This is a genomic window from Colwellia marinimaniae, from assembly GCF_002207865.1.
Classification (GTDB): domain Bacteria; phylum Pseudomonadota; class Gammaproteobacteria; order Enterobacterales; family Alteromonadaceae; genus Colwellia; species Colwellia marinimaniae.
The window spans coordinates 1-13,070 of record NZ_BDQM01000022.1 but is presented as its reverse complement, the minus strand read 5'-3'; the positions used below and the strand labels follow the sequence as shown (position 1 = coordinate 13,070).

Below are 13,070 nucleotides of genomic sequence, written 5' to 3'. Positions count from 1 at the left end.
TATGATGAGCCAAATTAGAACCTTATTAAAAGTACTCAAACATACTTTTACTAAAGCTGACACGGTGCAATATCCAGAGCAACAGCCCTATTTATCACCCAGGTATAGAGGTCGTATCGTGTTAACGCGCGATCCGAATGGCGATGAACGCTGTGTCGCCTGTAACCTGTGTTCTGTAGCCTGCCCTGTTGATTGTATTTTTGTTGAAAAAGATGAAACTCAAGGTGGCCGTTGGCAAGCTAAAACATTCAGGATAAATTTTTCACGGTGCATTATGTGTGGCTTTTGTGAAGAAGCCTGCCCAACACACGCCATACAACTAACTCCCGATTTTGAAATGGCTGAATATGATAGGCAAAACCTAGTATACGAAAAAGAACATTTATTGATTAACGGACCTGGAAAATATCGTGATTACAATTTTTATCAGGTGTGTGGTAAAGCCATTGAAGGAAAAGCCAAAGGGCAAGCAAATAACGAAGCACCTCCGATAGATATTAAAAGTTTACTACCCTGAAATAAAAGGTTTACTTGTTATGTTAGATAATATGTTAAACACCATTTTCATTATTACTGCGGCCATTATTTTAATCAGTGCGCTGTTAACTATCACTGCGCATAACGTCGTACATGCCTTGTTATATTTAGTGATCACTATGTTAGCCGTTTCTTTAATATTTTTTATTTTAGGCGCCTCATTTGCCGCCGCTTTGCAAATTATTATCTATGCGGGTGCCATTATGGTGTTGTTTATCTTTGTCACCATGATGCTGCATCAGGGCGAAAAATCTTTAGCGCAAGAGCGACATTTATTTCACTTTTCCACCTCAATAACCGCTTTATTTTTATCTAGCATGCTATTTTTTGAATTGATTTTCATGTTATTTTTGACGCCTACTGATAGCGCTAACAGTAGGGTAACGGCGCCATCATCCGCAATTATCACCGTGAAAGATATAGGTACACAATTATATGGCCCGTATTCGTTGCTCGTGGTGATCAGCGCTTTAATGCTGCTTAGTGCCTTGATCACCGCCATTCATATCAGTAAAAGCCCAGTCACTAGTGAGATAAAAACAAAGGCAGATAATTTATGATCCCTATTTCTTGGGTTTTCATGCTCAGTTTAAGTTTATTTGTTATTGGACTTTTTGGCGTTCTTGCTAGACGAAACCTGTTATTTATCTTGATTTCTTTAGAGTTAATGTTAAATGCGGTCGTCATCTTGTTTATTGCGGCCAGTCGCTATCACTCGGCTTCGATAGCAAATAGTGATGGCCAAATAATGTATTTGTTAATACTGACCTTAGCGGCATCTGAGATTGCCGTTGGATTAAGTTTAGTGGTCCATATGTACCGTCAACATCATCACTTAGATATAGATAAACTCAATAAGTTAAGGGATTAATATGACGGAATATGCAAGTTTATTAGCGCTTGTGCCACTGCTACCACTTTTTAGTGCCCTTATTTTATTATTTTCCAAGTTACCTAAATTATGGATCTCAATTTTCGCGGTAGGCTCTGTTGCCAGCGTTGCTTTAATCAGCTTATTTTTTAATGTTATATTTTGGCAACAAAGCGATTTTGTTCTTACTGCCAGTTTAGGCACTTGGATTAACATTGCCCAATTAAAGATAAACTTTGGTTTATATTTAGATCCCTTATCTTTGGTGATGATCACCATTGTATCGGGCGTGGGTGCGTTAATACATCTGTATTCAACTGGGTTTATGTACCAAGATAATGATTTAAAACGCTATTTCACTTATTTGAATTTATTTGTTTCTGCCATGCTATTTTTAGTACTCGCGGATAATCTTTTACTGCTGTATTTAGGTTGGGAAGGTGTTGGTTTATGTAGCTACTTACTCATTGGCTTTTGGTATCAAGATCGAAAAAATAACTTAGCGGCCAATAAAGCCTTTTTAATGACCAGAATTGGCGATACCGCCATGGCTATTGGCTTATTTTTATTGTTCACCCAATTGGGCACATTAGATATACAAGAAATTCAAATTAAAGCCCACGCTGTTTGGTCACTTAACAATGATAACAATACCATGGCAAGCTTATGCTGCTTATTATTATTAGCTGGCGCGGTGGGCAAATCAGCGCAGTTACCTTTACAAAACTGGTTACCCGATGCGATGGCAGGCCCCACGCCTGTTAGTGCCTTGATCCATGCCGCTACTATGGTTACCGCCGGAATTTATTTGATAGCACGCAATAGTCAATTATTTCAACTTGCACCCGATGTGCTATATCTCGTTGCCCTTATTGGCACTTTCACTTTATTGCTCGGTGCCAGCGCTGCTATGGTGCAAACTGATTTAAAACGCATTTTAGCTTATTCAACGATTAGTCAATTAGGCTATATGTTTTTAGCGTTAGGTGTTGGCGCAGGGGCCAGTGCCGTTTTTCACTTAATGACCCATGCGTTTTTTAAAGCTCTACTCTTTTTAGCCGCCGGCGCGCTTATTTATAGCTTACACCATGAACATAATATTTTTAAAATGGGCGGTTTACTTAAAAAGCTTCCTGTTGTAGCGGTGTCATTTGCCATTGGCTGTGCTGCATTGGCTTCGTTACCCTTCACTGCCGGATTTTTCAGTAAAGAATTAATCTTAGCGCAAGTAATTGCTTCTGGTCATAGCGGATTATGGTGGGCGGCAGTATTAGGCGCCTTTATCACGGCATTTTATAGTGCTAGATTGTTTTTTGTCGTGTTTTTAGGTCAAACACAGTTATCACCTAATGCAAGGCCAACAAAGTCGATGAGCCTAGCATTGGTTATTTTATCGGTCTTGTCATTATTTGGTGGCATACATCCTGAAGGCTTAAAAAGCTTAATGCCGCAACTAGATACTGACGGCTTAAGCACTTTACAACATTGGTTGCCTATTATTTTACCCTTTATTGCTATTTCATTGGCGTGGTGGCTGTTCAAAACAAAACGTTTTGGCAAACCAGTACCTGCTTTTATGCAAGGTGTCCATCAGTTAGTTAAAAGTGGTTGGGCCTTTGATCGCCTTTATCAAACAATTATTGTCTCGCCATTTAACACTTTATGCCAAGTAAACAAAGATGATTTTATTGATTTATTTTATCGTTTAATAGAAAAAACCAGTGGTAGATTACATATGGTTTTTAGCAAATTTCAAAATGGACAATTAAGACGTTACAACGCCAGCCTGATCCTATTTTGTATTTTAGCCTTTGCCTGGTTTATCAGTGGGGAGTTAATGCTATGACCTTATTTATACTTTTATTAATGCCTTTATTGGGCGGACTACTTGCTTGGTATAGCGAAAGGTTTGACGCTGATTTACCCAAAAAAATTGCTTTGTTATCTTTACTTCTGTGCTGGTTACCTTTAATTCCTTTACTTAGTAGCATGCCGTTTGATGCCAGTTCATTACCGAACTCACAGTGGCTTATAGATGAATCTTATCCTTGGATACCATTCTTTAATATCAACGCCCATTTAGCACTAGATGGCCTGAGTTTATTATTGATTTTACTGACGCTGTTAATGGGCTTAGTCGCCCTGTCTTCAGCTTGGCATGAAATTACCAAACGAACAGGGCTATTTTATTTAAACCTACTTTGGACCTTGGCCGGTGTCATAGGCGTATTTTTAGCAATTGACCTGTTTCTATTTTTTGTTTTTTGGGAAGTTATGTTAGTACCTATGTACTTTTTGATCTCAATTTGGGGCTATGAACAGCGCCACTATGCGGCAGTTAAGTTTTTTATCTTCACTCAAGCGGGTGGATTATTAATGCTAATAAGCCTATGCGCACTAGTGGGTATTCACTACCAGCAAACAGGAATATTAACCTTTGACTACCTTATTTTAATACAAAACCCCATTAGCGGTGACTTAGCATTTTGGGTCGCACTGGGCTTTACCATCGCATTCTTAGTAAAATTACCGGCTTTACCTTTTCATTCTTGGTTAGCCGATGCTCATACTCAAGCCCCCACCGCCGCCAGTGTCATACTCGCAGCAGTATTATTAAAAACCGGTGGTTATGGCATTATTCGATTTGTGCTGCCGTTATTTCCACAGGCATCGATACAACTCGCGCCCTTTATGATGTTGTTAGGCGTAATTGGCATCATCTATGGCGCTATGATGGCTTTTGTACAAACTGACTTAAAACGTTTAGTGGCCTATTCAAGTGTCAGTCATATGGGCTTTGTCTTATTAGGCTGTTTTGCTTTAAATATTTATGCCCTGCAAGGGGCAATTATGCAAATGTTAGCCCATGGCATCAGTACCTCAGCATTATTTGTTTTGGTTGGCATGATACAACATAGATACCACACCAGAGATCTCAATAAGCTAGGCGGCTTATGGCTTAATTTACCTAAGCTCAGTGCTTTTGGCTTGTTTTTTGGCATTGCTTCTTTAGGCATGCCAGGTTTGGGCAACTTTGTTGCTGAATTTTTGATATTAGTGGGCAGTTTTGAGCAATACCCTATACTGACCATATTTGCCGCATCAGGTTTGATTTTAGCGGCGGTGTATTCATTATTATTAATTTATAAAACCTTTTTTGGGCCAATAAAGCGTCCACACGACAGTAAAATAACCGACACCAATACCAAAGAGTGGTGCACCCTTATCTCTATGTGTTTTATTCTCATTTATTTAGGCTTACACCCGCAACCATTTTTTGATTTGGTGCCGATTACCTTGATGAAACTGAACTTTATAGCCGCTGATATTGGAGCTTTATTATGAATGTAAATTATTACCCTGCATTCATTTTAATGTGTGGTGCCTTGATGATATTAATTCAGCTGTGCTTTAAAAGAAGCCATATCACCAGCTATTTAATTTCAGGACTCAGCTTATTTCTTGCCTTATTAACGCAGTTATTTTTACAAAATCATGCTGATACTAGCGATGTTTTATTTGTTTTGAATGCCCAAACAAGCTTTGTCTCGCTGTTATTATTAATGGTGGTCGGCTTAATTTGGGCGCAACTTTATCATTGGCTTAAAACCATAAACGAGCAAAAAGAAGAATATTATTTACTGTTTTTATTCACCACCATCGGTGGCTTGATCATGGTTTCGAGTAATCATTTTGCCAGTTTTTTTCTCGGCTTAGAATTAATGAGCCTGTCGTTTATTGGCTTGATTGCTTATTGTGGCCCGGATCAAAAAGCACAAGAAGCTGGCATTAAATATTTAATTTTATCAGCCCTCGCTTCCGCCTTTATTTTAATGGGCGCGGCTATTTTATATCTTCAATTTGGCTCTTTATCTTTTTCAAACTTGATGCCAAATACTTCGAGCCAAATTTTACCTCCGTGGGCTATTATAACGGCGATCATTTTTATTTTTACCGGGCTATTTTTTAAACTTTCTTTAGTGCCCTGTCATTTATGGGTTGCTGACTTATTTGAAGGTGCACCGCTGGTGACTGCGGCTATGTTAGCAACTTTATCAAAGTTAGCGGCGTTCATTATATTATGGCGCTTAGTCACTTTAGGACATTGGCAACAATATCCAATCATTATAGATATTTTATCTATGGTAGCGATTGCCTCTATGTTTATCGGTAACTTCTTAGGCTTATTACAAAAAAATCTGTTACGTTTAATGGCGTACTCTTCTATCGCACACTTTGGTTATTTATTAATAGTGTTGTTATTAATCAATAACAATGCCATTGAATTTTCCAGCCAAAGCTTTAATACGCAAACCCTGTTTTTTTATTTAGTGGCCTATTTATTTACCCTAGTCGGTGTTTTTTCTATCTTTATGCAATTGCCAAAAATAAAAACACTCGATGATTTAGCCGGTTTATTCTGGCATCACCCTGTTATCGCCATCACGTTAATGCTATTAATGCTTTCCTTAGCGGGTATCCCCTTAACCTTAGGTTTTATGGCGAAATTCTATTTGGTCATGGCTGCGGTCAGTCAACAATTATGGCTGGTATTATCTGCGTTAGTGCTCAGCAGTATTATTGGCTTATTCTATTATTTAAGAGTGATTATGGCGATGTTAAAAACCCCCGCAGATGAATTAAAATTAAAGGAAATTAATTCATCTGGCAGTAGCCTATCACTTAATATACTTATATTATTTTTAGTGATAGGTTTCGGTGTATTCCCTTCATCTTTAAGTCAATTTATTCAACAAATATCAGGTTAAAATGCTCAGCTGTAAGCGCAATTTTACTAACGCTCACATGTTTTTAACCAGGAAATATCAGGATATCGTGCCAATGCAATACGAGATGGTTTATCATGGTAAAATATTGAAAAGTAATCGTTCCAAAATGCGTAAAACAACTAACAACTAGACTAAACACCTTGATTTAAAGAACTAAAAAATAAGAGCTCACATTAATGAACAACACCGAACAGCCCTCAATTCTTTGGCACGATTATGAAACCTGGGGTATATCGCCAAAGTTTGATAAGCCTTCTCAATTTGCCGGCATTCGTACCGATCTCGAGTTAAACATTATTGGCAAGCCAGAAATGTTTTATTGTCAACCGCCGGTTGATTACCTGCCACACCCGGAAGCTTGTTTAATTACCGGTATAACGCCGCAAAAAGCACAACGTGAAGGGCTAACCGAAGCAGAATTTGCTGCGCGCATACATGAATTATTTTCAGCGCCTAATACTTGTGTCGCTGGCTATAACAATATTCGCTTTGATGATGAAGTTACTCGCTATTTATTTTACCGTAACTTTTACGACCCTTATGCGCGTGAATGGCAAAATGGCAATAGCCGCTGGGATATTATCGATATGGTGCGGGCCACTTATGCCCTACGCCCTGAAGGTATTAACTGGCCAACCGTTGATCGCGACGGCGAAGAAGTTGTTAGTTTTCGCTTAGAGTTATTAACCAAAGCCAATGGTATTAGTCATGAGTCTGCCCATGACGCCATGAGTGATGTTTACGCCACTATTGCTATGGCAAAGTTGATCAAAGAAAAACAGCCGAAACTCTATGAGTTTATTTTTAACTTAAAAAATAAAAATCACGTTAAAGATTTGATCAATACCGCAGACATGACCCCCATTGTCCATACCTCAAGTAAAATATCCTCGGCACACGGTTGTACCAGTTGGTTTGCACCGATAATTTATCATCCCACGAATAAAAACGCGGTAATTTGTGTCGATTTGGCCCAAGATATTACACCTTTATTAACACTTAGCAGTGAAGAAATAAAAGCGCGTTTATATACCCGTCATGATGAGTTAGCGCCGGACGAAAAGCCTATTCCGGTTAAACTTATTCATGTAAATAAATGTCCGATGATCGCACCTGCAAAAACCCTATTACCTGAAAATGCCGAGCGTTTGGCCATACCAAGGGATTTTTGTTTAGAAAATTTAGCGTTATTAAAAAAGCATGCTGAACTGAGAGATAAGCTCAGTGATGTTTTTGCCAGCTCTGATTTTGATAATACTGACGTAGATGCCGAGCAAGCATTATATGGCGGTAAGTTCTTTAGCCATAGCGATAAAGCGCAAATGGATATTTTGCGCGGTTTAACGCCAGAGCAATTAGCGAACCATCCGTTTGAATTTCAAGATGAGCGTTTAGGCGTGTTGTTATTTCGTTATCGAGCGAGAAACTTCCCACTCACTTTATCTACAAGTGAGCAACAAAAATGGCAGGATTACTGCCAAAATAAAATGCAATACGGTGGTAAAGGTATTTTGTCACTGGATGAATTTATGATGAAGATTGAAAATTTAGCGCACGAGCATGAAAAAGATAAAGCTAAGATGTCGGTACTCAAAGCATTATATGAATATGTACAAGGATAAAAGTCATCTTAATATTAATATTAACAGGCGCAATTAAGCGCCTTTTAAATAAGCTAGTGTTAAGTAAGCTGAGGCTTTAGCGTTTAAAGCGAGAAATTAAACTCGAGCTATCCCAGCGGTTACCGCCACTGTCTTGAATTTCTTGGTAGTAGCCATCCAGTTGCTTAGTCACCGTTAAGTCAGCACCTAGTTTTTCAGCTTCGGCAAAAGCAATGGCTAGGTCTTTTCTGACCCAGTCAACAGCAAAGCCGAAATCAAATTCACGCGCGCACATTGTTTTACCACGATTATCCATTTGCCAAGAGCCAGCAGCGCCTTGACCAATAGTTGCCAGTAATTTATCGGTATCCAAGCCTGCTTTTTGTGCAAAATTTAAGCCTTCGGCCAAACCCTGTACGGTATTAACAAAACAAATTTGATTGACCATTTTGGCTAATTGACCTGAGCCAACGGCTCCCATCAATTGACTGAAACGAGCAAAAGCCGCCATTACCGGCTCAGCTTTATCAAATACCTTTTCATCGCCACCAACCATTACCGTAAGAATGCCATTTTCCGCCCCCGCTTGACCACCAGAAACTGGCGCATCGAGAAAGAACTTATCTTGTTCTTTGGCAATAGCCGCTAATTCACGCGCTAGCTCCGCCGAAGCCGTAGTATGATCGACAAATATACTCTCTTTAGCTAGACCAGCAAAAATGCCATCTACACCTAAAGCAACTTGACGAACATCATCATCATTGCCGACGCAACAAAAGGCAATTTCACAATCATTCACAGCCAATGCCGGTGTTGTCGCAATATCACCGTCAAACTCTTGCTGCCAAGCCAGGGCTTTATCGTGATTCCGGTTATAAACACAAACTTGATGACCCGCTTGTTGCAAATGTCCCGCCATGGGGTAGCCCATGACACCTAGACCAATAAACGCTACTTTCATATGCCAACCTTTAACTGATTAATTCATTCAATAGCGTCAGTTTACGATAGTTTACTATTTTGCTCTAGCATCTTTGCAAACCAGCAGTTTTCATCTATAATCCCAATTGAGTTGTACGCAATCAAATAGTGCAAAATTAAAATTATCGCTATAATAGCGACCGCTTGCTTAGTCAAACTAGCTTGCTATTTTATCTTTAGGAGATAACGAATATGAGTAATATTTATCAATTTTCAGTTGAGAACAATAAACAAGAAACGACTGATTTAACTCAGTTTAGTGATAAAGTATTACTTATCGTTAATACTGCCAGCAAATGTGGTTTCACCCCACAATATCAGGGTTTACAAACACTGCATGATACTTTTCAAACAAAGGGTTTTGAAGTTTTGGCCTTTCCTTGTAACCAATTTAAGCACCAAGAAAGTGGTAGTAATGAAGAAATTCAGCAGTTTTGTGATTTACACTTCAACATTAAATTTCCTTTATTTAATAAAATAGAGGTCAACGGTAATAACGCTCACCCACTATTTAACTATTTAAAACAACAAGCGCCTGGCATCCTCGGCTCTACATCAATTAAATGGAACTTCACTAAATTTTTAGTTAATCGCCAAGGTGAAGTTGTACAACGTTATGCACCAACAACTAAACCTGAAGCAATAACCGCTGATATTGAAAAGTTATTGTCAGTGCCGCTGAAAACTAATTGAGAATAAGCAATGAGTAATAATTTACAGCTAGAAAAGCAATTGTGTTTTCGCCTGTATAGTTTGAATAAATTAATGTGCCGCCTTTATGCTCCGCTATTAAAAGAGTTAGCGTTAACCTATCCGCAATATTTAGTCATGATGGTGTTATGGCAATATCGACAGGGGATTTCGGTTAAAGACTTAGGCGGTCAGCTTGATTTAGATTCAGGCACCCTTTCGCCATTATTAAAACGTATGGAAAAGCAAGCGCTTATCAAGCGAGAACGTCAGACAAAAGATGAACGAATAGTGCTTATCAAGCTCACTCAAGCAGGCATTGACTTGCAACAAAGCGCCGAACATATTCCCGCTAAAATGTTTGCTGTGACTGGCTTGTCTGCCGAAAAACTGCAAGCATTAAACCTGACACTTGATCAGCTTATTGAGAATATAGCTAATTAAACGCTGAACCTTTAAGTAATTAGGCGGGTTGCGTTATGTATAGCCCAAGGCTGTTAACATAAGCTTTGGGCTAAATAAGGTGTTATTAATTTATAGTTTAGGAAAACAAGCTATTATGCAATTTCTCAACCACAGAATTGGCATCAGCTTCAGCAACTAAAAAGCATATATTATTGGCACTAGCGCCATGGCAAATCAAACGAATATTGATATCATTTATCGTTTGAAAAATGCTTTGTCCTATACCTTTCGCAGACGTTAAACCATTACCAATAACCGCAACAAGTGATAAGCCATGCTCGACACTCACTTCACAAAGCTGTTCTAATTCAGTAACAACTGCATTGGTAATTAATGATTGTGTTGAGCCACTTGGGTTATCAAAGGTTAAGGCAACACTGATCTCACTGGTAGTGATTAAATCAACACTCAGGTCATGTTTTGCTAACACAGTAAATACTTTCGCTAAAAAACCACTGGCATGTAACATAGCAGGACTTTTTACCGTCACTAAGGTTTGCTCACGTCGCAAAGCGATTGAACGATAGGTAGGGTTGGAGTCGACTTTTTGCTTAATTTGCGTACCACCCTTTTCCGGCTCTTTACTTGAGCCGACAAAAACAGGGATATTACAACGCATGGCCGGAATAAGGGTCGCTGGATGTAATATTTTAGCGCCAAAGGTTGCCATTTCGGCCGCTTCACCAAAACTAATTTCTTTAATCGCTCTAGCTTGATCGGTAATACGTGGGTCGGTAGTAAAAATACCCTCTACATCGGTCCAAATAGACAAATTATCGGCATTTATCGCTTCAGCCAGTAATGCGGCTGAATAATCTGAACCGCCTCGCCCTAGCGTAGTGGTATGGCCTTGACTATCTTGACCAATAAATCCTTGGGTCACAATAACTTTATCATGAAGTTTAGGTACTAATAATTGTGCACTTTGTGTTGCCAGCAGCTTGATATCAACCACAGCTTTACCATATAAACTATTGGTTTTCATCACTTGTTGAACATTAAAATACTCAGCCGCTACGTTAATCGACTGGAGAACTTGGGTAAAAACACGTGAGCTTAATTGCTCACCAAAGGCAAGGATCGCATCGGTAGTTTTACGGCTAAATTGTAGTGATTGTGTTAAAGCCTGCTGGGTTAATTCATCAAGCAAGCTATTTATTTCTTGATTAAGCTCACTGGCAACGTCCTTGGCTAGGTGCTGGGTAATATTAACTTGAATGGTACGAATATTTTCCACAATGTCTTTTTGCTCATCAACAGCAACATTTTCCTGACTTAAGCGCACCAAATAGTTGGTTACGCCAGCACTGGCGGAAACAACCACTAAGCGATTATTGGTATCATTTTTAATAATATTTGCGCAACGCAGCATGGCTTGGAAATCGGCAACACTGGTGCCGCCAAACTTGGCTACGGTTAATGATGATATAGATTGTACTAGATTCACAAATTTCTCCCCTAAAAACACTAGCTAGTTACCGAGCTTTTGCGGAACTCTTTACTGAATTAATAATTGAGTAAACTAGCGATTGGAAGAGCGTGACTGAGTAGTTAGCGCATGGGGTATTCTGCCTTGTTAGCAGACCCAGCTCATAAACGGAAAATGAGACGAAACTTTTTCAGCCAGAAGCTCTCCACCCTTTTACTTAATGCTAATAATGCCTAATAAACTAGGTTATATTTAACAAATACGTCAGGTGACAGCCCTAAGGATTCAACCTTAGTGACCGAGTATTTAAGCCCACCATCAAATACTCTCGGCGATAACGTCCCTCGAAAACGGTCATAGGAAGTGTGGTTCCTCACGTTTTCTACCTCAGTTTCGCACCTCTTCTGGTGTGTTGAAATATAGAGTATTAACCCTAAACCGCAATACGCCATATTAGACCCTATTTTGGCTATTATTGCAACAGTTTTTTTGCCAATGGACATTTTTTCAACAAGAACTTTAGCACAATACTTGATATAGTAGTTTTATATCAATGTTGTCGGTAAGTTAACAAAATCATGGATTTATTTCTCCTTAAAAAGATCATCACTGTCTTAATCATGCCTATTAATATAGTGCTGTTATTACTTGTTTTTGCCCTCTTTCTTCATGGGAGAAACCCCAAAAAAAGCATAAAAAGCTTATCGGCGGCCATTTTTATTTTACTGATCAGCGCTTTTCCACCCTTTTCTGATACAGTTATGACCGCGATTGAAAATGATTACCCTGCTTATGTTAGCAGCAATGACAGTATCGATTATATTGTCGTGCTAGGTTGTCGCCATACTAACAATAGCAATTTACCGGTTACCAGCCAACTAGGTACTTGTTCATTACAGCGCATGGTTGAAGCCTTGCGACTATATCAATTGCACCCTGAAGCAAGAATAATCACTTCTGGCTATGGTGGCCATAACCCGGTATCAAATGCTGAAACCGTCAAGCAATCATTGATACTTTTAGGTGTGCCGGCACAAAAAATTATTACGGAGAACTTCCCCAAGGATACTGAAGAAGAAGCAGAGCTGATTGCGCCTAGGGTGCAAGGTACAAAAATAATACTGGTGACCAATGCCAACCATATGCCTAGAGCGATGAATTACTTTCAGGCACAAGGTATTTACCCTATTGCGGCACCCACAGGTTACTGGGTTAAAAATCCAGACAGTAGCAAAAGCTGGGTATATTATGTACCGGACAGTAAAAAATTACAGCAGAGCACTATTGCCTGGTATGAAAGTTTAGGATTATTAGTGCAATGGTTTAAGTCGCTGTTTAATTAGGAAACTACATTATAAAACGGCAACTAGCCTGTTGTTAGCTACTAAACGGGATTATCAATATCAACAAATAGCACTTCAAGACCATGCTCCTTGGCCAAATGCTCACCTAACGCCTTTATGCCGTAACGCTCAGTGGCATAGTGACCGGCCGCAAAGCAGTGAATATCCATCTGATGAGCAATAATATGGCTAATACGGCTGGTTTGCTCAGACCCTTTCCCGTTAGATAGTTGCTGCTATTGAGTTGAGTTGAGTCCAGCAAACCTTAAACGGGATTATCAATATCAACAAATAGCACTTCAAGACCATGCTCCTTGGCCAAATGCTCACCTAACGCCTTTATGCCGTAACGCTCAGTGGCAT

At 39.3% G+C, this 13,070-nt stretch carries 12 protein-coding genes, 1 pseudogene and 1 riboswitch; of the genes and pseudogenes, 10 read left to right on the top strand and 3 right to left on the bottom strand.

Going from position 1 to position 13,070, the window contains the following annotated elements; genetic code table 11:
- The first annotated feature begins 1 nt into the window (after position 1).
- The 7 genes from nuoI to sbcB all read left to right on the top strand — a co-directional run bounded on the left by nuoI (position 2) and on the right by sbcB (position 7,820).
- Complete coding sequence (nuoI, locus tag MTCD1_RS12675) at positions 2 to 517, top strand: NADH-quinone oxidoreductase subunit NuoI (protein WP_057181290.1); 516 nt, start codon at positions 2 to 4, stop codon at positions 515 to 517.
- A 19-nt stretch (positions 518 to 536) separates the two neighbouring features.
- The gene (locus MTCD1_RS12670; protein ID WP_197410277.1) at positions 537 to 1,097 is read left to right on the top strand and encodes an NADH-quinone oxidoreductase subunit J family protein; all 561 of its coding nucleotides are present in this window, start codon (positions 537 to 539) and stop codon (positions 1,095 to 1,097) included.
- Positions 1,094 to 1,408: an NADH-quinone oxidoreductase subunit NuoK gene (nuoK, locus tag MTCD1_RS12665; RefSeq protein ID WP_057181291.1), complete on the top strand. Its 315-nt coding sequence runs from the start codon at positions 1,094 to 1,096 to the stop codon at positions 1,406 to 1,408. Before MTCD1_RS12670 ends, nuoK begins: the two co-directional genes overlap by 4 nt.
- A gap of 1 nt (position 1,409) precedes the next feature.
- Positions 1,410 to 3,254 carry an NADH-quinone oxidoreductase subunit L gene (gene nuoL / locus MTCD1_RS12660; RefSeq protein WP_057181292.1) on the top strand — a complete coding sequence of 615 codons (1,845 nt, stop codon included), beginning with the start codon at positions 1,410 to 1,412 and terminating at the stop codon, positions 3,252 to 3,254.
- Complete coding sequence (locus tag MTCD1_RS12655) at positions 3,251 to 4,753, top strand: complex I subunit 4 family protein (RefSeq protein WP_057181293.1); 1,503 nt, start codon at positions 3,251 to 3,253, stop codon at positions 4,751 to 4,753. The genes nuoL and MTCD1_RS12655 overlap by 4 nt, the downstream gene beginning before the upstream one ends.
- Positions 4,750 to 6,177, top strand: coding sequence for an NADH-quinone oxidoreductase subunit N (locus MTCD1_RS12650; protein WP_057181294.1), 1,428 nt, complete (start codon positions 4,750 to 4,752; stop codon positions 6,175 to 6,177). The genes MTCD1_RS12655 and MTCD1_RS12650 overlap by 4 nt, the downstream gene beginning before the upstream one ends.
- 197 nt (positions 6,178 to 6,374) lie before the next feature.
- Positions 6,375 to 7,820, top strand: coding sequence for an exodeoxyribonuclease I (gene sbcB, locus MTCD1_RS12645; RefSeq protein WP_057181295.1), 1,446 nt, complete (start codon positions 6,375 to 6,377; stop codon positions 7,818 to 7,820).
- Between the two features lie 76 nt (positions 7,821 to 7,896).
- Here the strand turns inward: sbcB and MTCD1_RS12640 are convergent, their stop codons facing one another.
- A complete protein-coding gene (locus MTCD1_RS12640; RefSeq protein ID WP_057181296.1) occupies positions 7,897 to 8,760 on the bottom strand; it encodes an NAD(P)-dependent oxidoreductase in 864 nt (287 codons plus the stop codon).
- 212 nt (positions 8,761 to 8,972) lie between these two features.
- Here MTCD1_RS12640 and MTCD1_RS12635 point away from each other — a divergent pair, with 212 nt between their 5' ends.
- Together MTCD1_RS12635 and MTCD1_RS12630 are read left to right on the top strand one after the other, a co-directional pair.
- Positions 8,973 to 9,473, top strand: a complete 501-nt coding sequence (locus MTCD1_RS12635; RefSeq protein WP_057181297.1) for a glutathione peroxidase — start codon at positions 8,973 to 8,975, stop codon at positions 9,471 to 9,473.
- Between the two features lie 9 nt (positions 9,474 to 9,482).
- Complete coding sequence (locus MTCD1_RS12630) at positions 9,483 to 9,914, top strand: MarR family winged helix-turn-helix transcriptional regulator (RefSeq protein ID WP_057181298.1); 432 nt, start codon at positions 9,483 to 9,485, stop codon at positions 9,912 to 9,914.
- Between the two features lie 97 nt (positions 9,915 to 10,011).
- On the opposite strand, the gene lysC is transcribed toward MTCD1_RS12630, so the two are convergent.
- Complete coding sequence (lysC, locus tag MTCD1_RS12625; protein ID WP_197410278.1) at positions 10,012 to 11,382, bottom strand: lysine-sensitive aspartokinase 3; 1,371 nt, start codon at positions 11,380 to 11,382, stop codon at positions 10,012 to 10,014.
- Positions 11,383 to 11,554: 172 nt separating this feature from the next.
- Positions 11,555 to 11,776, bottom strand: a riboswitch (Lysine riboswitch).
- A 166-nt stretch (positions 11,777 to 11,942) separates the two neighbouring features.
- On the opposite strand from lysC, the gene MTCD1_RS12620 reads away from it, so the two are divergent.
- Positions 11,943 to 12,707, top strand: a complete 765-nt coding sequence (locus MTCD1_RS12620) for an ElyC/SanA/YdcF family protein (RefSeq protein WP_057181299.1) — start codon at positions 11,943 to 11,945, stop codon at positions 12,705 to 12,707.
- A 41-nt stretch (positions 12,708 to 12,748) separates the two neighbouring features.
- Here the strand turns inward: MTCD1_RS12620 and MTCD1_RS21485 are convergent.
- Positions 12,749 to 12,928 (bottom strand): annotated as a pseudogene (locus MTCD1_RS21485) (Nif3-like dinuclear metal center hexameric protein); the annotation flags it as partial.
- Positions 12,929 to 13,070 lie beyond the last annotated feature (142 nt).